The organism is Pseudomonas sp. A214 (assembly GCF_900156295.1).
Taxonomy (GTDB): domain Bacteria; phylum Pseudomonadota; class Gammaproteobacteria; order Pseudomonadales; family Pseudomonadaceae; genus Aquipseudomonas; species Aquipseudomonas rhizophila.
The window spans coordinates 4,766,462-4,793,433 of record NZ_LT707062.1; the positions used below are offsets into that span (position 1 = coordinate 4,766,462).

Sequence of the window (26,972 nt, forward strand, 5' to 3'; positions counted from 1 at the left end):
TGCCCGCGATGCAGGCGCCTTGTTTCCCCCGCAGACCGCGTCGTCTGCATCGCGGGCAAGCCTTGCTCCCACAGACACCTCGCTAAATCCCGTCGCCACCAGAGTCTTCAACAAGCCCTTCTGCCACAGAGGTCTGTGCAGTATCAGGAATAGCGCAACGCCTGTGCCGGCTCGACCTTCGCCGCACGCCAGGCCGGGTAAACCGTGGCGAGGAAGCTCAGGATGAACCCGGCCGAGCAGATCAGCACTACATCACCGCGTTGAAGCTCCGAAGGCAGGTTGCTGACGAAATACACGTCGGAACTGAAAATATGCTGGCCAGTGACCCTTTCCACCCAACCCACTAAATCACTGACGTTCAGTGCCGCAATCACCCCCAGCACGCCGCCAATCAGCGTGCCGACCACGCCAATCACCGTGCCCTGGACCATGAAAATCGCCATGATCTGCCGTGGCGTGGCGCCGATGGTGCGCAGGATCGCGATATCCGCGCCCTTATCGTTCACCACCATGATCAGGGTCGCGATGATGTTGAAGGCCGCCACCGCGACAATCATCAACAACAGCAAACCGATCATGGTTTTTTCCATCTTCATGGCACTGAACAGGCTGCCCTGAGTGTGGGTCCAGTCGTCGGCCTTGTAGTCCGCGCCGAGGCCCGTGGCGATGTCGCCGGAAACTCGCGGCGCGGCGTACAGGTCCTTGACCGCCAGGCGCACACTTTGCACCTGGTTTGGCTGCCAATGTTGCATTTGCGCGGCGTCGGCCACGTGGATCAGCGCCATGGAGCCATCCAGTTCGGCGCCTACCTTGAACACGCCGACCACATTCAAGCGCTGCATCCGCGGGGTGATGCCACCCGGCGCGGTGCTGATTTCCGGCACGATCAGGGTCAGTTTGTCCCCGACGTTCAAACGGAAGCGCCGAGCAGTGATTTCGCCGATCACCACGCCAAACTCGCCCGGTTTCAAGGCATCGAGACGCCCCTGGACAATATGCTGGGCGACAATGGACACCTTGCCCTCCTGGGCCGGGTCGATGCCGCTGATCTGGATCGGTTGCATCGCGCCTTTATGGCTGAGCATGCCTTCCATTTCAGTGAACGGCACGGCAGCGATCACCTCAGGATTTTTCAGCGCCGCGGCAGCCACCGGCTGCCAGTCGTCGATCGGCTTGACGCCGATGATGGTGGCGTGGGGCACCATGCCCAGGATGCGCGAGCTCATTTCGCGCTGGAAGCCATTCATCACCGACAGCACCACGATCATCGCCAGCACCCCCAGGGCGAGGCCGATCATCGAGGTCATGGAAATGAACGAAACAAAGCGATTGCGGCGCTTGGCGCGGGTATAGCGCGTGCCGATGAAGATCGATAACGGTCTGAACATTCGCGGGGCACCGTATGAAAATAAAAGACCCGGCGCTTGCAGCAAGCGCCGGGTTTCGGTCGGTCAAATGGGCGTCAGGCAACCTTCCTGCAAGTGCAGGACGCGGTCCATCTGCCGGGCCAGGTTCATGTCGTGGGTCACCACCAGGAACGCGGTACGCATCGAGGTACTGAGTTCCAGCATCAGGTCCTGAATGCCTTGGGCGGTGTGGGAGTCGAGGTTGCCGGTCGGCTCGTCGAGCATCACCAGCCCCGGCTTGTTGACCAGGGCCCGAGCAATCGCCACGCGCTGGCGCTCGCCACCGGACAACTCCGCCGGCTTGTGCTCCAGACGATGGCCCAACCCGACCCGCTCCAACAACGCCGTGGCCCGCTGGCGGGCTTCAGGGATCGCGGTGCGACCGATCAGCAGCGGCATGCAGACGTTCTCCAGCGCGGTGAACTCCGGCAGCAAATGGTGGAACTGGTAAACGAAGCCCAGGGAACGGTTGCGCAGCAGGCCACGGGCCTTCTCGTTCAGCGCCGAGAGTTCCTCGCCGGCCAGCCAGACACTGCCGGCAGTCGGTGTATCGAGGCCGCCCAACAGATTGAGCAGGGTACTTTTGCCCGACCCGGACGTACCGACAATCGCCACACGCTCGCCCGGATGCAGCTCCAGCTGCAAGCCCGACAACACCACCACCGATTCCGGCCCCTCCTCGTAGGATTTGCCCAGGTTACGGCAGCTCAAGATTGCTTTTTCACTCATACCCGACTCACTCATAACGTAACGCCTCCGCAGGCTGGGTGCGCGCGGCACGCCAGGCTGGATACAGGGTGGCGAGGAAACTCAGGACCAACGCGGCGCCGCAGACCATCAACACATCGTCTGTCTGCAACTGCGACGGCAGGTAGTCGATGAAGTACACGTCGGCGTTGAGAAACTTGTGCCCGATCAGGCCTTCGAGAGCGGCAATCGCGGCGCTGACGTTCAGCGCGGCAAACATCCCGACCAAGGCGCCGACCACCGTACCGATCACGCCAATGACCGTGCCCTGGACCATGAAGATCCGCATGATCTGCCCCGGCGTGGCGCCAAGGGTGCGCAGGATGGCGATGTCACCTTTCTTGTCGTTCACCACCATCACCAGAGTGGAGATGATGTTGAATGCCGCCACCGCGACGATCAGCAACAAAAGCAGACCGATCATGGCTTTTTCCATGCGGATCGCCTGGTACAGGTTGCCGTGGGTGCGGGTCCAGTCTCGGGCGTAGTAGCGGTCTTCGCCGAGCTGCTGGGCGATGGTCCACGCGACGCGCGGCGCCTGGAACAGATCATCGAACTTCAGCCGCAGGCCCTGGACCTGATCCGGCTTCCAGCGATGCAGGCGCGCCAGGTCCTGAAGGTTGGTGACGCCCAGGTAACCGTCCAGCTCGCCGGCGCCGACATGGAAGATGCCGACCACGGTAAAGCGCTTCATGCGCGGGAACATACCGCCCGGGGTCACGGTGACTTCCGGTGCCACGAAGGTCAGCTTGTCGCCGATGGCGGCGCCGAGCTTGGCAGCGGCCTTGTCACCGATGACGATGCCAAAGCTGCCTGGCGCCAGGTCGTCGAGTTTGCCCTGCTTCATGAAGTTGTCGATGATCGACACCTGCCGCTCAAGCCCAGGGTCAATGCCATTGAGCAAGACCTTGGAAACCTTGCCATTGTGGGTCAGCAGCCCCTGCATCTGGGTGAACGGCGCAACCGCCAGCACCTGCGGGTTCTGCTTGACCTTGGCGGCCAGGCTCGGCCAGTCGCTGATGGCTTCGCCGGTTTCGAGGGTGGCGTGGGGCACCATGCCCAGCACGCGAGTGCGCATCTCATGGTCGAACCCGTTCATCACCGACAGCACGACGATCATCACGACCACGCCAAGGGCCAGCCCGATGATTGAAGTCAGGGAAATGAACGATACGAAATGATTGCGACGTTTTGCACGGGTATAACGCGTGCCGATAAATACGAAGAGAGGTCTGAACATGTCGGGGCTTGTTCGGAGGGAAAAGGAACGTCCTTGTGGCGGGGGTCACAAACCAGCTTTACACTCAGACCACCGCCGCTACCATGGGTTCGCCATGTCGACATTAGATGAAGAAGATCGCCGCGAATACTACCGTATCGAGGACACGATCGCACTGGAAATTCGGCCCCTCTCCATTCCTGAAGCTGCTGGCCAGGAAGTGTTGCAGGATGCTTCTCCACTATTCAATCTGCTCAGCGAATTACACCTGAGCGAATTCGAATCGCAACACCTGCTGCGCCAGATCAGCGAGCGCGAGCGCAGCATCGCGGCTTACCTCAAGGCGATGAATAAACGCATCGACCTGCTCAGTCAGGTCATTGCCCTGACGGCGCTCGGCGAAATCGGCGAACCGCAGCCGGTGATCATCTCCGAGGGCGGCATCGACTTCCAGCACGCCACGCCTGTCGGCGTTGGCACGCACCTGTCGATCAAGATGGTGCTGATGCCCCAGGCCCTGGGGCTGTTGCTCCGGGCCCGGGTCACTCATTGCGACCCCAAGGGCGACGGCTATGACGTGGGCACCGAGTTCGAACGCCCCACCGACGCCCAGCGCCAGTTACTGGCCCGCTACATCCTGCAGAAACAGGCGCAAGAGCGACGCCTGGCGCGGGAACTGAACGAATCCGGCATCAATAAGGAAGAACCGTGACCCTCATTTATGGCCACCGTGGCGCCAAGGGCGAAGCGCCAGAAAATACCCTGACCGGTTTTCAGGAGTGCCTCAAGCACGGCGTGCGCCGATGCGAGCTGGACCTGCACCTTTCAATGGACGGCGAGTTGATGGTGATCCACGACCCGACCCTCAAGCGCACCACCGATCGCCGGGGCAAGGTGGTGGAGCATTCGGCCGCCGAGCTGGTGACCTACGATGCGCGCAAGGGTGGCCCGGGCTGGATCAAGCCGTGCCCGATCCCGCGCCTGGAGGAGCTGTTCGAAAAATGTGATTTCGAGCATTGGCAACTGGAGGTCAAGAGTGCCTCACGCACCCGCGCCGCCGCCACCGTGCTGGGGATCCGCGAAATGGCCCAGCGTTTCGGGTTGCTGGACAAAATCACCATCACATCCAGCTCCCGGGAAGTGCTCAAGGCTGCCCTGGACCTGACCCCGGACATCTCCCGCGGGCTGGTGGCCGAATACGCCTGGCTCGACCCACTGAAGGTCGCCCAGAGTTACGGCTGCGAGATTCTGGCGCTCAACTGGACGCTGTGTACGCCGGAACGCCTGATCAAGGCCCAGCGTCAGGGGTTGCATGTATCAGTGTGGACGGTCAACGAACCCGCGCTGATGCGCAGGCTCGCCGACTTCGGCGTTGACAGCCTGATTACAGACTTTCCCGGTTTGGCCACTGCCACCCTCGAGAATTGCTGAAATCGGTCTCCCCGGCCGGCTCAGGCCACCGGCCGGAGCCGCTCAAAAAAGCCGGTTGAGCCCGTCATAGGCCGCTACCCGATAGGCTTCGGCCATGGTCGGGTAGTTGAAGGTCGTGTTGACGAAGTATTTCAGCGTGTTCAGCTCGCCCGGCTGGTTCATGATCGCCTGGCCGATGTGAACGATCTCCGACGCCTGGTAACCGAAACAGTGCACGCCCAGCACTTCCAGCGTCTCGCGGTGGAACAGGATCTTCAGCATGCCCTGCGGCTCTCCGGCGATCTGCGCCCGCGCCATGCTCTTGAAGAAGGCCTTGCCCACTTCGTACGGCACCTTGGCCTGGGTCAGCTCCTGCTCGTTCTTGCCGATCGAGCTGATCTCCGGAATGGTGTAGATGCCGGTCGGTACGTCGTTGACGAAGCGCCAGCTCCCGTTGTCGACAATGCTGCCGGCCGCTGAACGGCCCTGGTCATGGGCGGCGCTGGCCAGGCTCGGCCAACCGATCACGTCACCGGCGCCGTAGATGTTCGTCACACAGGTGCGGTAGTTCTCGTCAACTTCGATCTGGCCACGGCTGTTGACCTTCACGCCGATGTTTTCCAGGCCCAGGGTGTCGGTGTTGCCGGTACGGCCGTTGCACCAGAGCAAGGCGTCGGCCTTGATCTTCTTGCCGGACTTGAGGTGCAGGATCACGCCGTTGTCCACGCCTTCGACGCGGTCGTAGTCCTCGTTGTGACGCACGGTGATGTTGTTGTTGCTGAAGTGATAGCTCAGGGCCTGGGAGATTTCCGAGTCCAGGAAGCTCAGCAACTGGCCACGGTTATCCACCAGTTCCACCAGCACACCCAAGCCGCTGAAGATCGAGGCGTATTCGCAACCGATCACCCCGGCGCCGTAGACAATCAGCTTACGCGGGGTGTGGCCCAGGCTCAGGATCGTGTCGCTATCGTAGATACGTGCGTGGTTGAAATCGATATCGGCCGGACGATACGGGCGCGAGCCGGTGGCGATGATGATGTGCTTGGCCACCAGCTTTTCGACCACGCCATTGCCGCAGACCACTTCAACGGTCTGCTCATCGGCAAAGCTGCCGGTGCCAAAGAACACGTCGACCCGGTTGCGGGCGTAGTAACCGGTGCGCGAGGCGACTTGCTTGGAGATCACCTTCTCGGCGCTCTTGAGCACGTCCGGGAAGGAGAACCAGCGCGGCTCGCCGATGGCGCGAAACATCGGGTTGGTGTTGAACTGCATGATCTGCCGGACCGAGTGACGCAAGGCCTTGGACGGGATGGTGCCCAAGTGGGTGCAGTTGCCACCGACCTGCCGACGGCTGTCGACCATCGCGACCTTGCGCCCTGCCTTGGCGGCGTTCATTGCCGCGCCCTCTCCCGCCGGGCCGGAACCCAATACCACCACGTCGTAGTTGTAGACAGCCATGCGTACTCCTCAGAACAGGCCGCGGCGCTACATTTGGCACCACGGCTAAATCATGCCGGCCAGCGACATGAAGGAACAATTTGGGGCCGGTTCATGAGCCCGGCCACAGTCTATAGAAGCGTCAACGCCGCGCACATTACCCCTTGGTCGCGTCGTAGGCTAGTTTTGCCTGCGCTATTTCGCCACAGGTGCGCTTTCAGCGCGCTGTCATCATTGGGTTTTTCCGCCAGTCATCCGTTCAAATGCTTCATTGGTGCGAACGATGAAACGGTCATTGTCCCGCAATACGAAAAATACCCCGATGCCATGCTTCTGGGCATAGTCCCAACCCCGTTCAGGACCGAGAATGAGCAACAGCGTCGATAGTCCATCGGCCATCAACGCCGAAGGATGAATCACCGTGACTGACGCGAGGTTGTGTAGGACCGGTGCACCGGTGCGCGCATCAAAGGTGTGGGAATAACGCCTGCCGCCCTGTTCGAAATATTTGCGGTAGTCGCCCGAGGTGGAAACCCCGTAGCCGTTGACCTCGATGACGCGCTCAGCCACCCGCCGGTCGTCCCGGGGTTCTTCCAGGGCGATACGCCAGGCGGCACCATCGGGTTTGCGTCCGGCGGCCTTGAGTTCGCCAGTGACCTCGGCCAGATAGCTGTCGATGCCCAAGGCCTTGAACCGGCTGGCGATCCGGTCGACGGCATAACCGGCGGCGATACTGTTGAAGTCGACTTCCACCGCGGCGTCTTTGCACAAGCGGTCGCCGTCGATGCGCAGATGAGCATGCCCGACGCGTTGGCGCACCTGGGCCAGGGCTTCTGCGGTCGGTACTTTCTCTGCTCGGGACTGGGGACCGAAGCCCCACAGGTTGAGCAGCGGCTCCACCGTCAGATCGAAAGAACCGTCGCTTTGGGAGGACAACTGCTCACCCACGCGGATCAACTCCAGGACAGGGCCAAGCATGATCTGGCAGCTATTGGCCGGCAACGCATTGAACCGTTCGATGTCCGAATCGCTGCGATAGGTCGAGAACAGTCGATCCACTTCGGCGAGGATGCTTTCCACCTCGGCCCGCACCGCTTTCGGTCCAGGTGCGGCGGAATGCCTGACGTACTGAATCGAATAGTGGCTGCCCATGGTCGGGCCGTCGAAGCGCTCCAGGGTGTCGCCGTTGCCGCAACCGGACAACACGCCGAGCAGCACCACAAGCCCCATCCATCGTCCAGTTAACAAATCTTCATCCCCCCTCGAAACCGCGCCGGCCATTATGGGCTTCAGCGCCCTTCAGTCCAGATGCAAAAAACTGTGGGAGCGAGCCTGCTCGCGATAGCGTCGGATCAAACGACATTGATGTGACTGACACACCGCTATCGCGAGCGGGCTCGCTCCCACAGTGGGTGCAGCGCTTTCATACAAGATTGTCAGAGTGAGTACCTACCCATGCCTTCCAACACCAGCAACGGCAAGGCGATCTTTCGCGTTGTCAGCGGCAACTTCCTGGAGATGTTCGACTTCATGGTCTATGGCTTCTACGCCACGGCCATTGCCAAGACGTTCTTCCCGACCGACAGTGCTTTCGCCTCGCTGATGCTGTCCCTGGCCACATTTGGCGCCGGGTTCTTGATGCGCCCGCTGGGGGCGATTTTTCTCGGGGCCTACATCGACCGGCACGGCCGCCGCAAAGGCTTGATCATCACCTTGGCGATGATGGCCGCCGGCACCGTGCTGATCGCTTGTGTGCCGGGTTACACCACCCTCGGCGTGGCGGCACCGCTGCTGGTGCTGCTGGGGCGATTGCTGCAGGGCTTTTCCGCCGGTGTTGAGCTGGGCGGCGTATCGGTGTATCTGGCGGAAATTTCCACACCGGGGCGCAAGGGTTTCTTTGTCAGTTGGCAATCCGCCAGTCAACAGGCCGCCGTCGTGTTTGCCGGCCTGCTGGGCGTTGGCCTCAATCACTGGCTGAGTCCCCAGGAGATGGGCGAATGGGGCTGGCGCGTGCCGTTTCTGGTGGGTTGCATGATCGTGCCGGTGATATTCGTGATCCGTCGCTCCTTGGAAGAAACACCTGAATTCCAGGCGAGAAAACATCGCCCTACCCTGTCGCAAATCATCCGTTCCATCGGTCAGAACTTCGGCATCGTCCTGGCGGGCATGGCGTTGGTGGTGATGACCACGGTGTCGTTTTACCTGATCACGGCGTACACGCCGACCTTCGGTAAAGCCGAACTGAACCTGTCGGACCTGGATGCGTTGCTGGTGACGGTATGCATCGGGCTGTCGAACTTCTTCTGGCTGCCGGTGATGGGCGCATTTTCCGACAAGATCGGACGCAAGCCCTTGCTGCTGGGTGCGACGATTCTGGCGATCCTCACGGCATATCCGGCGCTGTCCTGGCTGGTGGCGAACCCCAGCTTCAGCCATCTGCTGATCGTGGAGTTGTGGTTGTCGTTCCTGTATGGATCGTACAACGGTGCCATGGTAGTCGCCTTGACGGAAATCATGCCGTTGGAAGTGCGCACCACCGGCTTCTCCCTGGCCTACAGCCTGGCAACAGCGACCTTCGGCGGGTTTACGCCAGCGGCCTGTACTTATCTGATTCATGTGCTGGGCAACAAGGCCGCGCCGGGGATATGGCTCAGTGGCGCGGCGGTGTTGGGGCTGATTGCTACCTTGGTGTTGTTCAGGGGCAATCGCCATGAACTGCGGACTGCACAGGCCTTGGCGGCGAGCGGCGCCTGACAGATTGCTATCGCGAGCAGGCTCGCTCCCACAGGATTTACTCGGTCCATTGTGGGAGCGAGCCTGCTCGCGATGAGGCCAGCCCGGGCGACAAAAAACCCAGACAAAAAAACGCCCCGACAAGTCGGGGCGTTTTCATGTGCAGCTAAGGCTTAGCGCGGGAATGCTGGCGGGTTTACACCGGCCATGTCTTCCATCACGCGAACGACCTGGCAGCTATAACCGAACTCGTTGTCGTACCAGACGTACAGCACAACGCGGTTGTCCTGAACGATGGTCGCTTCAGCGTCGACCACGCCGGCATGGCGCGAGCCAACGAAGTCGGTGGACACCACTTCCTGGGAATTGACGAAATCGATCTGCTTGTGCAGGTCGGAGTGCAGCGCCATATAGCGCAGGTACTCGTTCATCTCTTCACGGGTGGCGGCTTTCTCAAGGTTCAGGTTGAGGATGGCCATCGACACGTTCGGCGTCGGTACACGGATCGCGTTGCCGGTCAGCTTGCCGGCCAGCTCAGGCAAAGCCTTGGCAGCAGCGGTGGCGGCACCGGTCTCGGTGATCACCATGTTCAGCGCGGCGCTGCGGCCACGACGGTCGCCTTTGTGGAAGTTGTCGATCAGGTTCTGGTCGTTGGTGTACGAGTGAACGGTTTCAACGTGACCGTTGATGATGCCGAACTTGTCGTTCACAGCCTTGAGCACCGGCACGATGGCGTTGGTGGTGCACGAAGCGGCGGAGACGATCTTGTCGTCAGCGGTGATTTCGTTGTGGTTGATGCCGTGAACGATGTTCTTGAGCTTGCCCTTGCCAGGTGCGGTCAGAACAACGCGGTCGACACCCGGGCATGCCAGGTGCTGGCCCAGGCCATCGGCGTCACGCCATACACCGGTGTTGTCCACCAGCAGTGCGTCCTTGATGCCGTACTGGGTGTAATCCACCTCGGTCGGGTTCTTCGCGTAGATCACCTGGATCAGGTTACCGTTGGCCGTGATGGTGTTGTTTTCTTCGTCGATGGTAATGGTGCCGTTGAACGAACCATGGACCGAATCGCGACGCAGCAGGCTGGCGCGCTTGGTCAGGTCGTTCTCCGCGCCTTTGCGCACCACGATGGCACGCAGGCGCAAACCATCGCCACCACCGGTTTTCTCGATCAGGATGCGCGCCAGCAGACGACCGATACGACCGAAGCCGTAGAGCACGACGTCGGTGCCTTTGCGTGCCGAAACGTTTTGCTGGCCAACCACATCAGCCATCTCTTCGCGAACGAACTGCTCGGCGCTACGGCCGTTGCCTTCGTTACGGAATTTGAACGCCAGCTTGCCCAGGTCCACCGAAGCCGCGCCGAGCTTGAGCTCGCTCATGGCCTTGAGCAGAGGGAATGTTTCGTGGACGGAGAGTTCGCTGTCGTCGGAAGAACGGTGGCGAGCAAAGCGGTGAGCCTTGAGAATCGCGATGACAGACTGGTTGATCAGGCTGCGGCCATAGATCGAGCTCACCACGTTGTTATTGCGGTAGAGCTGACCGATGAGAGGGATCATCGCTTCTGCGAGTGCTTCACGATCGATCCATTCACCAAGACACTGGTCGGGCTTCTGAGTCACGGGAACCTTCCACATGTAGGGGCTGAAAAAAGGGGCTACATTATGCCGCCGACTCTTCGGCGGAGCAATGCGCGCCTGTCGCACCGTGGTTTTCCTGTTCGCCAGGGTAGTCTGCGACTGACAGCCGCCCCCTTCCCCCGCTACAATTGCCGACTTTGTCGCAACGCTGGAGCTCAACCTTCCGTGCCCGTTCTGCGTCTCCCGCTTCTCCCTGCCGCGGCAGGTAAACAGCACTGGGGCAACCTGCCCGGTGCCGCCCTGAGCCTGGCCATTGCCGAGGCTGCCAGCGCTGCAAAGCGCTTTACCCTGCTGCTGACCGCCGACAGCCAAAGCGCCGAGCGGCTCGAACAGGAACTGAGTTTCTTCGCCCCGGATTTGCCCGTGCTGCATTTCCCGGACTGGGAAACCCTGCCCTACGATCTGTTTTCGCCCCACCAGGACATCATTTCCCAGCGAATCGCCAGCCTTTATCGGTTGCCGGAGCTCAGTCATGGCGTTTTGGTAGTGCCGATCACCACGGCCCTACATCGTCTGGCACCGACCCAGTTTTTGCTCGGCAGCAGCCTGGTGCTGGACATCGGCCAGAAGCTCGACGTCGAGCAAATGCGCAGCCGTCTTGAAGCCAGTGGCTATCGTTGCGTCGACACGGTGTACGAGCACGGCGAGTTCGCGGTACGCGGCGCGCTGATCGATCTGTTCCCGATGGGCAGCAAGTTGCCTTACCGCATCGACCTGTTCGATGACGAAATCGAAACCCTGCGCACCTTCGACCCGGAAAACCAACGTTCCATCGACAAAGTACAGTCGGTGCGCCTGCTGCCGGCCAAGGAATTCCCGCTGCAAAAAGACGCCGTGACCCGCTTCAAGGCGCGCTTTCGCGAACGTTTCGATGTGGATTTCCGTCGCTGCCCGATCTTCCAGGACCTGAGCAGCGGGATCACTCCCGCCGGTATCGAGTACTACCTGCCGCTGTTTTTCGAAGAAACCTCCACCCTGTTCGATTACCTGCCCCAGGACACTCAGGTGTTTTCCCTGCCCGGCATCGAGCAGGCGGCGGAAAACTTCTGGAACGATGTGCGCAATCGCTACGAAGAGCGCCGCGTCGATCCTTCCCGTCCTTTATTGCCACCGGCCGAGCTGTTCCTGCCGGTGGAAGACTGCTTCGCCCGGCTCAAGAACTGGCCACGCGTGGTGGCAAGCCAGCAGGACGTGGAAACGGGCGTCGGCCGCGAACGCTTCCCGGCCAAGGCCTTGCCGGACCTGGCGATCGAAGCCAAGGCCACGCAGCCACTGGCGGCCCTGGCCGGTTTTCTCGACGGTTTCCCCGGCCGCGTGCTGTTCACCGCCGAATCCGCCGGTCGTCGTGAAGTGCTGCTTGAACTGCTTGAACGCCTGAAACTTAGGCCGAAAACCGTCGATAGCTGGCCAGACTTCGTCGCCGGCAAAGACCGCCTGGCGATTACTATCGCGCCGCTGAACGACGGCCTTGTCCTGGAAGACCCGGCCCTGGCGCTGGTGGCCGAAAGCCCATTGTTCGGCCAGCGCGTCATGCAGCGTCGGCGTCGCGAGAAACGTGCCGACGCCGCCAACGACGCGGTCATCAAGAACCTCACCGAGCTGCGCGAAGGCGCGCCAGTGGTGCACATCGACCACGGCGTAGGCCGCTACCTGGGTCTGGCGACCCTGGAAATCGACAACCAGGCCGCCGAGTTCCTCACCCTTGAATACGCCGAGGGTGCCAAGCTCTACGTGCCGGTGGCTAACCTGCACCTGATCGCCCGCTACACCGGTAGCGACGACGCCCTGGCGCCGCTGCATCGGCTGGGTTCGGAAACCTGGCAGAAAGCCAAGCGCAAGGCCGCCGAACAGGTGCGCGACGTGGCCGCCGAGTTGCTGGACATCTATGCCCGGCGCGCCGCCCGCGAGGGGTATGCCTTCGCCGACCCGAAAGCCGACTACGAGACCTTCAGCGCCGGGTTCCCCTTCGAGGAAACCGTCGACCAGCAAACCACCATCGAGGCCGTGCGCGCTGACATGCTCGCGCCCAAACCGATGGATCGGCTGGTGTGCGGCGATGTCGGTTTCGGCAAGACCGAAGTGGCGATGCGCGCCGCATTCATTGCCGTGCACGGCGGCAAGCAGGTGGCAATCCTGGTGCCGACCACCCTGCTTGCCCAGCAGCACTACAACAGTTTCCGCGACCGCTTCGCCGACTGGCCGGTGACCGTGGAGGTGATGAGCCGCTTCAAGTCCACCAAGGAAGTGAACGCGGCGGTGGCCGATCTGGCCGAGGGCAAGATCGACATCGTCATCGGCACGCACAAACTGCTGCAGGACGATGTGAAGATCAAAAACCTGGGGCTGGTGATCATCGACGAAGAGCACCGCTTTGGCGTGCGCCAGAAAGAACAGCTCAAGGCCCTGCGCAGCGAGGTCGACATCCTGACCCTGACGGCCACGCCGATCCCGCGCACGCTGAACATGGCGGTGTCGGGCATGCGTGACCTGTCGATCATCGCCACGCCGCCGGCCCGTCGCCTGTCGGTGCGCACCTTCGTCATGGAGCAGAATAAAAGCACGATCAAGGAAGCCCTGCTGCGCGAGCTGCTGCGGGGCGGCCAGGTCTATTACCTGCACAACGACGTCAAGACCATCGAGAAATGCGCCGCCGACCTGGCCGAGCTGGTGCCGGAAGCCCGCATCGGCATCGGCCACGGGCAGATGCGCGAACGTGAACTCGAACAGGTGATGAGCGATTTCTACCACAAGCGCTTCAACGTGCTGATCGCCTCGACCATCATCGAGACCGGCATCGATGTGCCGAGCGCCAACACCATCATCATCGAGCGCGCCGACAAATTCGGCCTGGCCCAGTTGCACCAGTTGCGCGGTCGGGTCGGGCGCAGTCACCACCAGGCCTACGCCTACCTGTTGACGCCACCGCGCCAGCAGATCACCCCGGACGCGGAAAAGCGCCTGGAAGCCATCGCCAACACCCAGGACCTGGGCGCCGGTTTCGTGCTGGCCACCAACGACCTGGAAATCCGCGGTGCAGGCGAGTTGCTGGGCGACGGCCAGAGCGGCCAGATCCAGGCCGTGGGTTTTACCCTGTACATGGAAATGCTCGAACGGGCGGTCAAGTCGATCCGCAAGGGTGAGCAACCGAACCTCGACCAACCGTTGGGCGGCGGGCCGGAAATCAATCTGCGGGTGCCGGCGCTGATCCCGGAAGACTACCTGCCGGATGTCCACGCACGGCTGATCCTCTACAAACGCATCGCCTCGGCCACTGACGAAGAAGGCCTCAAGGACCTGCAAGTGGAGATGATCGACCGCTTCGGTCTGCTGCCGGAGCCAACCAAGAATCTGGTGCGTACCACCTGGCTCAAGCTCAAGGCCGAGCAACTGGGCATCAAGAAAGTCGACGGCGGCCCCAATGGTGGTCGTATCGAGTTCGAAGCCCAGACGCCGGTCGATCCGCTGGTACTGATCAAGCTGATCCAGGGCCAACCCAAACGCTACAAGTTTGAAGGTGCCACGATGTTCAAGTTCATGGTGCCCATGGAACGCCCGGAAGAGCGTTTCAATACCGTAGAAGCGCTGTTCGAGCGCCTCACTCCGACCCCTGCTTGAAGGACGCCCCATGCGCCTGTTTCGCTCACTGACCTTGTTGATGACCCTGGTCGCTCCCCTGGCGTTTGCCGATGACCTGTATCAGGTTGAAATGATCCTGATGCGCCAGAACGCCGAACCGGCGATTGTCAGCCGCGCCGCACCGGAGGACTGGGACGCGGGCGCGCAACGCCTGGACGCGAAGAGCCAGCGCACGCCTGCATTGGGTCACATCGTGGAAAAACTCAACGCCAGTGGTCAGTACACGGTGCTGATGCACAAAGCCTGGCAGCAGAACCTGGGCGAACAGGGCAGCCGAATCGCCGTCAGTGATGGCGCAGAACAGTTCGGCCAGTTTCCCATCGAAGGAACCCTGGAACTGAAACTGGGGCGGTTTACCGACGTGGACGCCGACTTCTGGATCAACCAGATCGACACCAATGGCCTGGTCACTTCCAGCGAACGCCTCAAACAGCAGAGCCATACCAAAAATGGCCAGTTGAATTTCCTCGACAACGGCCACCTCGGCCTGCTGATCAAAATCACCTCGCTGACTGCGCCTGCGCCACGGCAGGCGCCTGACGTCATTCCGGACTGATCGGCGCGCCTATGCCCTCGCCCCTGAGCAAACCCCTGGCACCCTCCTGGGTCAATCGATTCAAGGAACAGAGCCTGGAGCGCGGGCGCCGTTACGCGCTGGAAAACCGCGTCAGGATCGTCGAGGCCGGCGACAGCACCATCACCGCCAGTTGTGAAGGCTCTGGGGGTAACGTTTACCGCCAGACGATTCGCCTGAAAGAGTCAGCCAAAGGCACGTTGATTCTGCTTGAAGCCGCCTGTACCTGCCCGGTGCGCATCAACTGCAAGCACTGCGCGGCGGTGCTGCTGCAAGTCCAGGAAACCCTGGCCTACCCGGCCGCCGAGAAAGACGCGCAGTTGCTGGAGAAACTCCAGGCCGTGCTGGAAAACCGCAGCCCCAAGGCCCCGCCGCAAGTGCTGGTGGACAACGTCCAACCAATGCCGCGGCTGTGGCTGGCGAGCATCGAGTTCAGCGCTTTCGAGCCGCGCAATGGCAAGATGCAGCGCTACATCCAGCACCGCGCCGCCCTGTCTTTCAGCTACCTGGACGAATACGTCAGCGGCCAGCGCAACACTGACGTACTGATTCGCCAGGACACACAGACGCTGCGGATAAAACGCCAGACAGAAGTGGAGCAGTCCTACCGCGAACAGCTTCGAATCCTCGGCTTCAAAATCGCAACCCGCCAAAGCAAGGCCCTGCCCGAAAGCGCCGGTGAGCTGTACGAGATGGTCAACGACAGTGCCTGGCTGACGTTCACCCTCAACGATCTGCCGAAACTGCGTAGCCAGGGCTGGGAGTTGCAGATCGACGAGGATTTCGGTTTCGACCTGACGGCGGTGGACGAATGGTACGCCACGGTCGAAGAAACGCCGGAACGGGACTGGTTCGATCTGGAACTGGGGATCATCGTCAACGGTGAACGATTGAGCCTACTGCCGATTCTGCTGAACCTGATGCGTTCGCACATCGAGCTGTTCAACCCGGAACGCCTGGCCAGGCGCCGCGATGACGAACTCATTCTGGTCAATTTGCCTAACCGTCCGAACTCCGAGTTCGGCCCGCAGCAAGTGGCCCTGCCCTATGGCCGGCTGAAACCGGTGCTGGCCACCCTGGGCGAGTTTTACCTGCAAGAACCGGGCACCACCAAACTGCGCTTGAACAGCGCGGATGCCCTGCGCCTGAACCCGCTGCAAGACATGCCCCTGCGCTGGGAAGGCGGCGAGCACATTCGTGGCCTGGCCCAGCGCCTGCGGGACATCAAGGACTACACCAGCACGGCGCCAGACGGTCTGAACGCCACGCTGCGGCCTTATCAGCTCGAAGGTTTAAGCTGGATGCAATCGCTCAGGCAACTGGAAGTCGGCGGCATCCTCGCGGACGACATGGGCCTGGGCAAAACCCTGCAAACCCTGGCGCACATCCTCAGCGAAAAAAACGCCGGGCGCCTCGACCGCCCTTGCATGGTGGTCATGCCCACCAGCCTGATCCCCAACTGGCTCGACGAGGCCGCCCACTTCACCCCGCAACTCAAGGTGCTGGCCTTGTACGGCGCCGGGCGCAAGAAGCACTTTGACCGGCTGAACGATTACGACCTGGTCCTCACCACCTATGCGCTGTTGCCCAAGGATGTCCAGCGCCTGGCGGAGCAGCCGTTGCATGTGCTGATCCTCGATGAAGCCCAGTACATCAAGAACCCGAACAGCAAAGCCGCCGAGGCCGCCCGCGAACTCAACGCCCGACAGCGGCTGTGCCTGTCCGGTACGCCGCTGGAAAACCACCTGGGCGAATTGTGGTCGTTGTTCCACTTCCTGCTGCCGGGATGGCTCGGGGACGTCAAGAGCTTCAACCGCGACTACCGCGTGCCGATTGAAAAGCGCGGCAGCGATGTGCGACTGCAGCACCTCAACGGTCGGATAAAACCTTTTCTGCTGCGCCGGACCAAGGAGCAAGTGGCGACAGAACTGCCACCCAAGACCGAGATCATTCATTGGGTCGAGCTCAGCGATGCCCAGCGGGACGTCTACGAAACCATGCGCCTGGCCATGGACAAGAAGGTACGCGACGAGATCACCCGCAAAGGCGTGGCTCGCAGCCAGATCATCATTCTCGAGGCGCTGCTCAAGCTGCGCCAGGTCTGTTGTGACCTGCGCCTGCTCAACGATGCCGCCTTGCCTGCCCGCGGCAGCACCTCGGGCAAGCTCGACAGCCTGATGGAGATGCTCGAAGAGCTGTTTGAAGAAGGTCGCCGGGTGCTGCTGTTTTCTCAGTTCACATCGATGCTGTCGCTGATCGAAGACGAACTGAAGAAACGCGGCGTCGATTACGCCATCCTGACCGGCCAGACCCGGGACCGACGTACGCCGGTCAAGGAATTCCAGAGCGGCAAGCGTCAGATCTTTCTGATCAGCCTGAAGGCCGGCGGCGTAGGCCTGAACCTCACCGAGGCCGACACGGTGATCCACTACGATCCATGGTGGAACCCCGCCACCGAAAACCAGGCGACCGACCGCGCCTATCGCATCGGCCAGGAGAAGCCGGTGTTCGTCTACAAAATGATTGCCCGAGGCACGGTGGAAGAGAAGATTCAGCTGCTGCAGAAGGAAAAATCCGACCTCGCAGCCGGCGTATTGGACGGGCGCGTGGCCGGAGACTGGAAACTGCAAAGCGACGATATCGAGGCACTGTTCGCGCCATTGCCGGACAAGCTGGAAAAACGCTGATTCACAGCAATCCCTGTGGGAGCCGAGCCTGCTCGCGATAGCGGTGATTCAGATGTTGAAGATGTGGCTGTGCCGCCGTCATCGCGAGCAAGCTCGCTCCCACATGGTCCTGAGGTGAGCGCAGCATAGGTCTGCACCCCGAATCTCCTGTGGGAGCGAGCCTGCTCGCGATAGCGGTGGTTCAGTTGTTGGAGATCTTGGCTGTGCCGCCGTCATCGCGAGCAGGCTCGCTCCCACATTGCCCTGAGGTGAGCGCAGCATAGGTCTGCACCCCGAATCTCCTGTGGGAGCGAGCCTGCTCGCGATAGCGGTGGTTCAGTTGTTGGAGATGTTGGCTGTGCCGCCGTCATCGCGAGCAGGCTCGCTCCCACATGGTCCTGAGGTAAGCGCCGGATAGGTCTGCACCCCAAATCTCCTGTGGGAGCGAGCTTGCTCGCGATAGCGGTGATTCAGATGTTGGAGATGTTGGCTGTGCCGCCGTCATCGCGAGCAGGCTCGCTCCCACATGGTCCTGAGGTAAGCGCCGGATAGGTCTGCACCCCGAATCTCCTGTGGGAGCGAGCTTGCTCGCGATAGCGGTGGTTCAGTTGTCGGAGATGTTGGCTGTGCCGCCGTCATCGCGAGCAAGCTCGCTCCCACATTGCCCTGAGGTAAGCGCCGGATAGGTCTGCACCCCGAATCTCCTGTGGGAGCGAGCCTGCTCGCGATAGCGGTGGTTCAGTTGTTGGAGGTCTTGGCTGTGCCGCCGTCATCGCGAGCAAGCTCGCTCCCACATTGCCCTGAGGTGAGCGCTGGATAGGTCTGCACCCCGAATCTCCTGTGGGAGCGAGCCTGCTCGCGATAGCGGTGGTTCAGTTGTTGGAGATCTTGGCTGTGCCGCCGTCATCGCGAGCAAGCTCGCTCCCACATTGCCCTGAGGTGAGCGCCGGATAGGTCTGCACCCCGAATCTCCTGTGGGAGCGAGCCTGCTCGCGATAGCGGTGATTTAGATGTTGAAGATGTTGGCTGTGCCGCCGTCATCGCGAGCAGGCTCGCTCCCACATTGCCCTGAGGTGAGCGCAGCATAGGTCTGCACCCCGAATCTCCTGTGGGAGCGAGCCTGCTCGCGATAGCGGTGGTTCAGTTGTTGGAGATGTTGGCTGTGCCGCCGTCATCGCGAGCAGGCTCGCTCCCACATTGCCCTGAGGTGAGCGCTGGATAGGTCTGCACCCCGAATCTCCTGTGAGAGCGAGCTTGCTCGCGATAGCGGTGGTTCAGTTGTTGAAGATATTGGCTGTGCCGCCGTCATCGCGAGCAAGCTCGCTCCCACATGGTCCTGAGGTGAGCGCAGGATAGGTCTGCACCCCGAATCTCCTGTGGGAGCGAGCTTGCTCGCGATAGCTGACTAACCGGTAGATACCTTGTCACTTTGAAAATCCCTCACCGGCGTGCGCCGATCCGTGGTGCTGCCGGTCAACAACGAATAGTCAAGGCTGCGCTTTTGCAGCTCCTCCTCAATCAAGGCCAGCATTGAGGTGAACTGGGAAAACAACAGAATCTTGCCCGAATAGCCCTTGCTGGCAGCAGGAAACCTTTGCGCCCGTTTTCACTGCCTGTTCCGCTAGCCAGCCATCAATACCCGCGCCAACGTCGACTTCACCTTCCCCATCCCGTCATGCAGCGCCTGCTCGATTTCCGCCATGGTGATCACAGCCGTGGACTTGCCCGCCGCCGGATTCACCACCAGCGCCAGGCAGGCGTAATCAAGCTCCAGTTCACGGGCCAGCGCCGCTTCCGGCATGCCGGTCATGCCGACGATGTCGCAACCGTCGCGCTCCAGGCGGGCGATTTCGGCCACGGTTTCCAAGCGCGGGCCCTGGGTGCAGGCGTAGACGCCATGGCTGCTGTAGCCACAGCCTTCGGCGGCCAGGGCGGCGATCAGTTGCTGGCGCAGCGCCTCGCTGTAGGGGTAGCTGAAATCAATGTGGGTAACCGCCTCCAGGTCATCGGCAAAATAGGTGTGCTGACGGCCGCTGGTGTAATCGATCAATTGGTGAGGCACGCAGAAATGCCCGGTCCCCATCGCGGCGTGAATCCCGCCCACGGCGTTGACCGCCAGGATCGCCTCGGCGCCGGCCTGCTTCAGGGCCCAGAGATTGGCGCGATAGTTCACTTGGTGAGGTGGAAAGCGATGAGGATGGCCGTGACGGGCCAGAAACAGCACTTCGCGCCCGGCGTAGTCACCGATCTGCACCTCAGCCGATGGCGCACCATAGGGCGTTTCTACTGCCAGGGACTGGCGAATGGTCAGACCTTCGAGCTGGGTCAGGCCAGTGCCTCCGATAATTGCGTAAACGGTCATGACAAATGTCCTTAATCGATCAGTTGGGCGGCTTTCAGCGCGCCGATTGCCGTCAGCCAGCATGGGTCCTGGCGGTACTCGGTGGAGGCGAAGGCCTGCCCGCGCATGCGTGCGATGCGCGCCGATGGTTTGACCTTCAACCGCTGGGCGGCGCTCAAGGCCAGTTCGGCGGCGGCGCGGTCGTTGCACACCAGCCCCATGTCGCAACCGGCCGACAACGCCGCCTCGATACGACTGGCGGCATCACCCACCACATGAGCACCCGCCATCGACAGATCATCGCTGAAAATCACACCATCGAACTGCAATTCGCCACGCAGAATGTCCTGCAGCCAGCGCCGGGAAAAACCGGCCGGATTGGCATCGACCTGCGGATAAATGACATGGGCCGGCATGACGGCCGCCAGTTGCTTGCTCAGTTTGGCGAACGGAACCAGATCGTGGGCGCGGATCTGTTCAAGGCTGCGCTCATCGTTGGGAATGGCCACATGGGAATCGGCTTCGGCCCAGCCGTGGCCGGGGAAATGCTTGCCGGTGGCGGCCATACCGGCGGCGTTCATGCCCCGAATGAAGGCACCTGCCAGCAGCGCTGCGCGCTCGGGGTCGCCTTCGAAGGCACGACTACCGACCACCGCGCTACGTTGATGATCGAGGTCCAGCACCGGGGCAAAACTCAAATCGAGGCCGACCGCCAGCACTTCAGTGGCCATGATCCAGCCGCACTGCTCGGCCAGGTATTCGGCATTCGGGTTGTCGGCAATCGCCCGCATTGCCGGCAAACGCACAAACCCCTGGCGCAGGCGCTGCACACGCCCGCCTTCCTGATCGACCGCCAGCAGCAGGTCGGGGCGGATGGCGCGAATCGAGGCGCTCAGCTCGCGCACCTGGCGTGGATGCTCGATATTGCGAGCAAAAATGATCAGGCCACCCACTTCGGGCTGGCGCAACAGGTGGCGATCTTCGGCCGTCAACCAGGTACCGGCGACGTCCACCATCAACGAGCCTTGCAGGCCAGCAGTCATAATATTTCCTTGATAACAATGAACCCGCACAGCGGCGCACGCACGACCGCGCCGCCGGGCTCCAGGCCCGGCAGGTCACGGTTATGCAATGAAATATAAAGCGGGTTCGAAACGAGAGTCGGCATGGGCCGCTAGCTTAGCGGATGTAGGCAGCCGCGCCCACCCGTGCACTCAGGCCTTGGCGAGCGCCGGGGTTGATTTGCTGCGCGGGCGCAACTGCGCGGCAGCCATGGCCTCATCGGTGACGCCACTTTCGGCGCGCATGCCAGCAGCCAGGAATGGCACCATCAGACGCATCACTTGCTCAATCGAGGTATTCACACCGAAATCGGTTTCAGCGATGGCCCGCAGCGCCTTGATGCCGGACATGCTGAAGGCAGCGGCGCCGAGCATGAAATGCACGCGCCAGAACAACTCGATCGGCGGAATGCGCGGCGCGGCCTCGTTGACCAGAAGCATATAGCGGCGGAAAACCTTGCCGTACATGTCTTCCAGATACCGCCGCAGGTGGCCTTGGCTCTGGCTGAATGCCAGGCCCAGCAAGCGCATGAAAATGGAAAGGTCGTTACCGCTGCGTGGCTGCACGACAAGGGCTTGCTCGACCAGGATCTCCAGCAGCTCTTCCAGGGTTGGCTTGACGTCAGGCTTGGCCTGACGCCGCTCCAGCTCACGATCCAGGCTGACACAGAAAGGCCCGAGGAAACGCGAGAACACGGCCTGGATCAGCGCTTTCTTCGAACCGAAGTGATAATTCACCGCCGCCAGGTTCACCCCGGCCTTGCTGGTGATCAGACGCAATGAGGTTTCAGCGAAACCTTTTTCCGCGAACAATTGCTCGGCAGCATCGAGAATGCGTTCTACGGTTTCCGACTGGGCCATGGCTACTCCGCCTGACAAACACTTGTTTGAAACATACGTTTCAGCCTTGGGGTTGTCAAGCCTGCCGGGACGTTTTGCGAACGCTCGGTCAGATATTTAACCACACCTGCGGCCCGCTGTAGCCCATGACGTTTTTGCGGCCCGACCGACCGTCCAGCGGCCTGTGCGAAAAGGAGGATTGCCAAGCCGCGCCCACTGTATATAATCCCAGTCACTGTATAAAAAGACAGAGCGATCAATATGCTAAAGCTGACGCCACGCCAAGCAGAGATTCTAGCCTTCATCAAACGCTGCCTCGAAGACAACGGCTACCCGCCGACCCGCGCGGAAATCGCCCAGGAACTGGGTTTCAAGTCGCCCAACGCGGCTGAAGAGCACCTCAAGGCGCTGGCTCGCAAGGGCGCTATCGAAATGACCCCGGGCGCGTCCCGTGGCATTCGCATCCCCGGCTTCGAGGCCAAGGCCGACGAAACCACCCTGCCGATCATCGGCCGGGTAGCAGCAGGTGCTCCGATCCTCGCCGAGCAGCATGTCGAGGAATCCTGCAACATCAACCCATCGTTCTTCCATCCACGAGCTGACTACCTTCTTCGCGTGCACGGCATGAGCATGAAGGACATCGGCATCTTCGACGGCGACCTTCTTGCGGTCCACACCACTCGCGAAGCCCGCAACGGCCAGATCGTGGTGGCGCGAATCGGTGATGAAGTGACCGTCAAGCGTTTCAAGCGCGACGGCAGCAAGGTCTGGCTGATTGCCGAGAACCCCGAGTTCGCCCCCATCGAAGTCAATCTTAAAGATCAGGATCTGGTCATCGAAGGCTTGAGTGTCGGCGTTATTCGCCGCTAAAGGAGGCTTTATGCAGTTCCCACACACACCACAACACACTCAACTTCCGCTGTTCGAGGCGTTCATGGCCCAACCGCTGGTTCCCGCCCTCAAAGAGGTGATCGAGTCACCTTGGGGCGCCGAGCCCGAGGCCTTCAGCGAACTGTCGTTACGTGGTGCCGCCGGGAACTGCCTGAACCTGCTGGCGCCGATCCTGCGCGAGCTGAGCCAGGACCAGGACGCTCGCTGGCTGACGCTGATCGCACCACCGGCCAGTGTCACCCAGGCCTGGCTGCGAGATGCGGGCCTGAACCGTGAGCGCATCCTGCTGCTACAGCCGCGAGGCACTCAAAGCGCCCAGCAACTGACCTGCGAAGCGTTGCGCCTGGGCCGCAGCCATACGGTGGTCAGTTGGCTCAATCCGTTGACCACGACCGCACGGCAACAGTTGATCAGCGCCGCGCGCACCGGGGACGCACAAAGCCTGAATATTCGATTGGGCTAAAAAACGCAGGGCTTCTCCAGGACAGAGAAGCCGGCCAGGAACACTATCGTCCAAAAAGCCGACAGGCGGGATCAATGAAGAACCCGCGGCCCCTCTTCCTTGTTGAATTCGCCTTCAACCAGACGACCTGCCATCTGCACGCCCACACTCAACATCGCCTTGGCGACTTCGACGTGCTGGCCTTGCAGGAAGGCCTTGGCGTCCTCGGAGAAGTTCAAGGTAACCAGAGAACCCTCGTCCTCGGCCCTGCGCAGCTCGATGCGGCCATCAGGAAGTTCGACAATTTCTAGAAAGGACGTTGGCATAAAAGTCTGTTCTCCACGAAAGGCGAGGATTATATAGTCATCGGCCAGGCTTCGCTCGGGATCTTGACCAAGCGTTATGGGCGAATATTACGGATCGGGGGAAAACTCAGCACTCGTTCAGCCCTTCGCGAAAGCGGATTGCCAAGCTCTTGAGGTTCTGGCGCCAGCTTTCCAGCTCCTCTCGGCTCAATGCCTGCTCGGGCTCTTCTTCGTCCAGATTGACCGCCATGATCAAAGGTTGGGTCACGTCGCCCTTAGGCTTGCGAGGAGCACGGGGTGGCTCGAACAGTGCCGCGTGTGCCGCCAACAGTTGCGCCAGCCAGGTTTGCGGGTTGTGCGCCAGCTCGACCATTTCGGCCAGTTCCGGAATGGCGATGGTTTCCAACACTTCTTGTGTCAACAACAGTTCGGCCCGGGGCGCATTTGCCTGCGGCAGACGGTAGAAACCGGCAATTTCGTGGCAAAGCCCCAACAACGCGCCGTACAGATGAAACAGCGCTGATTCGCGCCCAGCCTGGGTCAGCGCGGGGGAATTCATCGCACGCCCATCCTCTGCCCTGGCGAGCGCTTCGAGCGACAGGCCGGCGAAATAAATTTTCTGATTGGTGCGGGTGTAGAGTTCGTGGGCCATGGCGGCATTCTCCCCAACGAAATAAAAGCTTCACGCAAGGGCGACAGTGTCGTGGAACAACCGAGGCCACTGCAAGGCAAAAACAAAAAGGCCGCATGAAAACCTACGGGTTGTCATGCGGCCTTTTGTTTACTTGAGGCTATTGGGACGGCTGCGCCCGAAATATCGGACTGGTCCAGCGGGAGCAAGCTCCCTCGCCACAGGGAGCCCTAAAGCAAGCCCCCCCTCTTCAGACAAGCCTTGGTGATCAGCGCTTGTCTTCAACCTTCCATTTGCCGCCGTCGTAGTACGCCTTCCAGCCGGTTGGCTTGCCGTCGACTTCGGTCTGCACGTACTGCTCCTTGGTCTTGCGGCTGTAACGAATCACCGCCGGCCGACCCTCCGGATCCTTCTGCGGAGCTTCGCAGAGGAAATGGTACTTCGGATCGATTTCATCCTTGTGCGGCACGATCTCCAGCACCAGCGGCGCACGGGTCTCGCGGTTTTTCGGGAACTGGCTCGCCGCCAGGAACAGGCCGGACGCGCCGTCGCGCAGGATGTAGGTGTCGTTGACCTTCTCGCACTTGAGTTCAGGCATCTTCACCGGGTCCATCTTCGGCGGCGCCGCATCGCCGCTCTTGAGCAGTTTGCGGGTGTTCTTGCAGGTTGGATTGGTGCAGCCGAAGAACTTGCCGAAACGGCCGGTCTTGAGCTGCATCTCACTGCCACACTTGTCGCACTCAAGGCTCGGACCTTCATAGCCCTTGATGCGATAGGTGCCCTCTTCGATCTCGTAACCGGCGCAATCGGGATTGTTACCGCAGATGTGCAGCTTGCGCTTCTCATCCAACAGGTAGGCATCCATCGCTGTGCTGCAGATCGGGCAGCGGTGCTTGCCGCGCAGCACCAGGGATTCCGATTCCCCCTCGTCGTCCGCGGCGATTTCGTCGCCCGGCACCAGGTTGACCGTCGCCTTGCAGCGCTCTTTGGGAGGCAGGCTGTAGCCCGAGCAACCCAGGAACACGCCAGTCGAGGCGGTACGGATCTGCATCGGACGACCACACGTCAGGCATGGGATGTCGGTCATGACGGGCTGGTTGGCCCGCATGCCGTTCTCGGCACTTTCGGCTACTTCGAGCTTTTTCTTGAAGTCGCCATAAAACTCGTCGAGGACGTTTTTCCAGTCCCGCTCACCCTGGGCCACATCGTCGAGATTCTCTTCCATGCCGGCGGTGAAGCCGTAGTCCATCAGGTTGGAGAAGCTCTCGGACAAACGTTCGGTAACGATGTCTCCCATCTTTTCCGAATAGAACCGACGGTTGTGCAGCGCCACATAACCGCGGTCCTGGATGGTGGAAATGATCGCCGCGTAGGTCGAAGGACGACCGATGCCACGCTTTTCCATTTCCTTGACCAGGCTGGCTTCCGAATACCGGGCCGGCGGCTTGGTGAAGTGCTGGGTCGGATCAAGCTTGAGCAGCTTCATCACATCGCCCTGGGCCATGTCAGGCAGGACGTCGTCGTCACCCGGCTTGGTGATTTGCGGCATGACGCGGGTGTAGCCGTCGAACTTCAGGATGCGGCCCTTGGCGCGCAGCTCGAAGTCGCCGGCACCGACGGTGACCGTGGTCGACAGGTATTGCGCCGGCAGCATCTGGCAGGCCAGGAACTGGCGCCAGATCAGCTCGTAGAGGCGCTCGGCATCGCGCTCCATGCCAGACAGCTTGCTTGGCTCGGTGTTGGCATCGGAGGGACGAATCGCTTCGTGAGCCTCTTGTGCGCCTTCCTTGCTGCTGTAGACGTTCGGCGTCTCCGGCAGGTATTTCTTGCCGAACTCGCTTTCTATATAAGTGCGCGCCATTGTCACGGCATCGGCCGAGAGGTTGGTCGAGTCGGTACGCATATACGTGATGTAGCCCGCTTCGTACAAACGCTGGGCCATCATCATGGTTTTCTTCACGCCGAAACCCAGGCGGTTGCTCGCGGCCTGTTGCAACGTGGAGGTGATGAACGGTGCCGACGGCTTACTGCTGGTCGGCTTGTCTTCGCGCTTGACGATGCTGTAGCTGGAAGCCTTGAGCTTCTCCAGCGCAGCCATGGCCTGGGCTTCGTTGAGCGGCTTGAAGGCTTCACCCTTCTCGCGCGCCACGTCGAAGCGCACGGTGGCGCCCTTGGCGGTGCCGAGGTCGGCGTGGACTTCCCAGTATTCTTCAGGGATGAACGCACGGATCTCCCGCTCGCGTTCCACCACCAGCTTCACGGCGACCGACTGCACACGCCCGGCCGACAGGCCACGGGCGATCTTGGCCCACAGCAGAGGCGAGACCATGTAGCCCACCACGCGATCAAGGAAGCGCCGCGCCTGTTGGGCGTTGACCCGATCGATGTCCAGCTCGCCTGGCTGGGAGAAGGCCTCCTGGATGGCCTTCTTGGTGATTTCGTTGAACACCACGCGCTTGTAGCGGCTGTCATCCCCACCGATGGCTTCTCGCAGGTGCCAGGCAATGGCTTCCCCTTCGCGGTCCAAGTCCGTCGCCAGATAGATGGTGTCGGCATCCTTGGCGAGCCGACGCAGTTCTTCGATGACCTTTTCCTTGCCCGGGAGGATCTCGTACTTGGCTTTCCAGCCGTGTTCCGGATCAACCCCCATGCGCGAGACCAGCTGCTTGCGCGCCTTGTCCTTGGGCGACAGCGCCGGCGCTTCACCGGCAGCAGCCTTGCCGCGCTTGGCGGCTGGCTCCTTGCTGGCGCTAGCCGAACCGCTGGTGGGCAGGTCTCGGATATGGCCGATACTCGACTTCACCACGTATTGGTTGCCCAGATACTTGTTGATGGTCTTGGCCTTAGCCGGGGATTCCACAATGACCAGCGATTTGCCCATGGATCAGAAAATTCCTGAATTCTAAAAAGTGAAAGGCGGTTGGCGCCTGACGCGGCACCGCTATATATAGTGGCTGCAAGGTGAGGTCAAGCGCAGGGTTGCCCCGGTATCG

General features: G+C 61.2%; 21 protein-coding genes and 1 pseudogene. 8 read left to right on the forward strand and 14 right to left on the reverse strand.

Annotated features, from left to right (window positions below; translation table 11 throughout):
* Positions 1-143: 143 nt before the first annotated feature.
* From BW979_RS21300 to BW979_RS21310, 3 genes are all read right to left on the reverse strand, one after another.
* On the reverse strand, positions 144-1,388 hold the full coding sequence (locus BW979_RS21300) for a lipoprotein-releasing ABC transporter permease subunit (protein ID WP_076385584.1): 1,245 nt from the start codon (positions 1,386-1,388) through the stop codon (positions 144-146).
* 63 nt (positions 1,389-1,451) lie between these two features.
* Positions 1,452-2,135, reverse strand: a complete 684-nt coding sequence (gene lolD / locus BW979_RS21305; RefSeq protein WP_162843734.1) for a lipoprotein-releasing ABC transporter ATP-binding protein LolD — start codon at positions 2,133-2,135, stop codon at positions 1,452-1,454.
* A gap of 7 nt (positions 2,136-2,142) precedes the next feature.
* A complete protein-coding gene (locus tag BW979_RS21310) occupies positions 2,143-3,393 on the reverse strand; it encodes a lipoprotein-releasing ABC transporter permease subunit (RefSeq protein WP_047227222.1) in 1,251 nt (416 codons plus the stop codon).
* A 94-nt stretch (positions 3,394-3,487) separates the two neighbouring features.
* On the opposite strand from BW979_RS21310, the gene BW979_RS21315 reads away from it, so the two are divergent.
* Both BW979_RS21315 and BW979_RS21320 read left to right on the forward strand, forming a co-directional pair.
* A complete protein-coding gene (locus BW979_RS21315; protein ID WP_076385586.1) occupies positions 3,488-4,084 on the forward strand; it encodes a PilZ domain-containing protein in 597 nt (198 codons plus the stop codon).
* Entirely contained in the window at positions 4,081-4,803 is a 723-nt protein-coding gene (locus BW979_RS21320) for a glycerophosphodiester phosphodiesterase (RefSeq protein ID WP_047227220.1), read from the forward strand. Before BW979_RS21315 ends, BW979_RS21320 begins: the two co-directional genes overlap by 4 nt.
* A gap of 42 nt (positions 4,804-4,845) precedes the next feature.
* Here BW979_RS21320 and sthA read toward each other — a convergent pair whose 3' ends face one another.
* Together sthA and BW979_RS21330 are read right to left on the reverse strand one after the other, a co-directional pair.
* A complete protein-coding gene (gene sthA / locus BW979_RS21325; RefSeq protein ID WP_047227219.1) occupies positions 4,846-6,240 on the reverse strand; it encodes a Si-specific NAD(P)(+) transhydrogenase in 1,395 nt (464 codons plus the stop codon).
* Positions 6,241-6,450: 210 nt separating this feature from the next.
* Positions 6,451-7,449, reverse strand: a complete 999-nt coding sequence (locus tag BW979_RS21330; RefSeq protein ID WP_231990595.1) for an FAD:protein FMN transferase — start codon at positions 7,447-7,449, stop codon at positions 6,451-6,453.
* 225 nt (positions 7,450-7,674) lie between these two features.
* Here BW979_RS21330 and BW979_RS21335 point away from each other — a divergent pair, with 225 nt between their 5' ends.
* The gene (locus BW979_RS21335; protein WP_076385588.1) at positions 7,675-8,973 is read left to right on the forward strand and encodes an MFS transporter; all 1,299 of its coding nucleotides are present in this window, start codon (positions 7,675-7,677) and stop codon (positions 8,971-8,973) included.
* A 152-nt stretch (positions 8,974-9,125) separates the two neighbouring features.
* On the opposite strand, the gene BW979_RS21340 is transcribed toward BW979_RS21335, so the two are convergent.
* On the reverse strand, positions 9,126-10,589 hold the full coding sequence (locus BW979_RS21340) for a glyceraldehyde-3-phosphate dehydrogenase (RefSeq protein WP_047227217.1): 1,464 nt from the start codon (positions 10,587-10,589) through the stop codon (positions 9,126-9,128).
* 168 nt (positions 10,590-10,757) lie between these two features.
* Between BW979_RS21340 and mfd the strand changes: the two genes are divergently transcribed.
* From mfd to BW979_RS21355, 3 genes are read left to right on the forward strand one after another with little or no spacing between them, the layout of a single operon-like run.
* Positions 10,758-14,207: a transcription-repair coupling factor gene (gene mfd, locus BW979_RS21345; protein WP_047227216.1), complete on the forward strand. Its 3,450-nt coding sequence runs from the start codon at positions 10,758-10,760 to the stop codon at positions 14,205-14,207.
* Between the two features lie 10 nt (positions 14,208-14,217).
* Complete coding sequence (locus BW979_RS21350; protein WP_047227215.1) at positions 14,218-14,784, forward strand: CsiV family protein; 567 nt, start codon at positions 14,218-14,220, stop codon at positions 14,782-14,784.
* 11 nt (positions 14,785-14,795) lie between these two features.
* Complete coding sequence (locus BW979_RS21355) at positions 14,796-17,489, forward strand: DEAD/DEAH box helicase (RefSeq protein WP_076385590.1); 2,694 nt, start codon at positions 14,796-14,798, stop codon at positions 17,487-17,489.
* Between the two features lie 1,396 nt (positions 17,490-18,885).
* Here the strand turns inward: BW979_RS21355 and BW979_RS28215 are convergent.
* The 5 genes and pseudogenes from BW979_RS28215 to BW979_RS21370 all read right to left on the reverse strand — a co-directional run.
* A pseudogene (locus BW979_RS28215) lies at positions 18,886-19,029 on the reverse strand (hypothetical protein); the annotation flags it as partial.
* Positions 19,030-19,089: 60 nt separating this feature from the next.
* Positions 19,090-19,830 carry an S-methyl-5'-thioinosine phosphorylase gene (locus BW979_RS21360; protein WP_047227213.1) on the reverse strand — a complete coding sequence of 247 codons (741 nt, stop codon included), beginning with the start codon at positions 19,828-19,830 and terminating at the stop codon, positions 19,090-19,092.
* An 11-nt stretch (positions 19,831-19,841) separates the two neighbouring features.
* Positions 19,842-20,840 (reverse strand): beta-N-acetylhexosaminidase, encoded by a 999-nt coding sequence (gene nagZ, locus BW979_RS21365; protein ID WP_172833827.1) that lies wholly within the window; start codon positions 20,838-20,840, stop codon positions 19,842-19,844.
* Positions 20,841-20,848: 8 nt separating this feature from the next.
* Entirely contained in the window at positions 20,849-20,977 is a 129-nt protein-coding gene (locus BW979_RS27975; RefSeq protein WP_268990177.1) for a hypothetical protein, read from the reverse strand.
* A gap of 46 nt (positions 20,978-21,023) precedes the next feature.
* Entirely contained in the window at positions 21,024-21,731 is a 708-nt protein-coding gene (locus BW979_RS21370; protein ID WP_047227211.1) for a TetR/AcrR family transcriptional regulator, read from the reverse strand.
* Between the two features lie 240 nt (positions 21,732-21,971).
* On the opposite strand from BW979_RS21370, the gene lexA reads away from it, so the two are divergent.
* Both lexA and sulA read left to right on the forward strand, forming a co-directional pair.
* Positions 21,972-22,580, forward strand: a complete 609-nt coding sequence (lexA, locus tag BW979_RS21375; protein ID WP_047227210.1) for a transcriptional repressor LexA — start codon at positions 21,972-21,974, stop codon at positions 22,578-22,580.
* Positions 22,581-22,590: 10 nt separating this feature from the next.
* Positions 22,591-23,064 (forward strand): SOS-induced cell division inhibitor SulA, encoded by a 474-nt coding sequence (gene sulA / locus BW979_RS21380; RefSeq protein WP_047227209.1) that lies wholly within the window; start codon positions 22,591-22,593, stop codon positions 23,062-23,064.
* 71 nt (positions 23,065-23,135) lie between these two features.
* On the opposite strand, the gene BW979_RS21385 is transcribed toward sulA, so the two are convergent.
* From BW979_RS21385 to topA, 3 genes are all read right to left on the reverse strand, one after another.
* Positions 23,136-23,369, reverse strand: coding sequence for a hypothetical protein (locus BW979_RS21385; protein WP_047227208.1), 234 nt, complete (start codon positions 23,367-23,369; stop codon positions 23,136-23,138).
* Positions 23,370-23,475: 106 nt separating this feature from the next.
* On the reverse strand, positions 23,476-24,000 hold the full coding sequence (locus BW979_RS21390; RefSeq protein WP_076385594.1) for a DUF6586 family protein: 525 nt from the start codon (positions 23,998-24,000) through the stop codon (positions 23,476-23,478).
* A gap of 247 nt (positions 24,001-24,247) precedes the next feature.
* A complete protein-coding gene (topA, locus tag BW979_RS21395) occupies positions 24,248-26,860 on the reverse strand; it encodes a type I DNA topoisomerase (protein ID WP_076385596.1) in 2,613 nt (870 codons plus the stop codon).
* Between the last annotated feature and the right edge of the window lie 112 nt (positions 26,861-26,972).